This window comes from Pedobacter sp. ASV12, from assembly GCF_016429155.1.
Classification (GTDB): Bacteria; Bacteroidota; Bacteroidia; order Sphingobacteriales; family Sphingobacteriaceae; genus Pedobacter.
In genome coordinates this window covers 1-677 of the sequence record NZ_JAELUC010000222.1, presented here as the reverse complement: position 1 = coordinate 677, position 677 = coordinate 1, and the positions used below count along the sequence as shown (strand labels likewise).

1 pseudogene is annotated in these 677 nt (G+C 41.5%); it reads right to left on the bottom strand.

Annotation, left to right across the window (positions count from 1 at the left end):
• Positions 1-223: 223 nt before the first annotated feature.
• A pseudogene (locus JHD69_RS20005) lies at positions 224-677 on the bottom strand (GNAT family N-acetyltransferase); the annotation flags it as partial.

The window sequence follows — 677 nt, the reverse complement described above, 5'->3', positions numbered from 1 at the left end:
CCCCCCCCCCCTCCTTTTTTACTGATCCGCCGACCACCGATATCTACACATGTCGTGGTTCGTCGGCAGCGTCAGATGTGTATAAGAGACAGTCCGCGTACTTATTTCCATAAGTCAGCACAATTGCCAAAAAAAGCGTACAAACAACAATAACCTGATCGATAAAAAGTATAAGCCATTTGGAATGGATCTTATCGCGTAGAATTAGTTTTTCCATGGCTATTTATTTTTTAAACTGTTGAGCTTGGATTTCATTTGGCATCATTCTGTAAAGCGGAAAAAAATCTGCCGTACTGTCTAGTCTATTGCCACTTTGTTCAACCAGCATTTCATAAACAGGCCTGTTGGCAATAAAGCGCCAGCTTTTGTGAGGCAACACGAGATCTGAAAAACCCAACTTCCAATCGAGCAGCGAATTTTCTTTAAAGCCGAGCCCGCCGCCTAAATGATAATATTCCATGCCGTTTTTTCGGCCGATCAAGCTAATTTCATCAACCAGGAACTTTGAGGGCGAATACTTTAGGTAGTTTGGGTTTGATGCAATTAAATGAGCTTGCAGGATGCCGTTTGTTAAAGTGACAATGCTGCCACAAATCAGTTTATCTTCAAAAAAAACCAGTACCAACTTGGCATTGCATTGAGCAGAACCTAAAAGCGATGTAAAATAAGCTTCATCA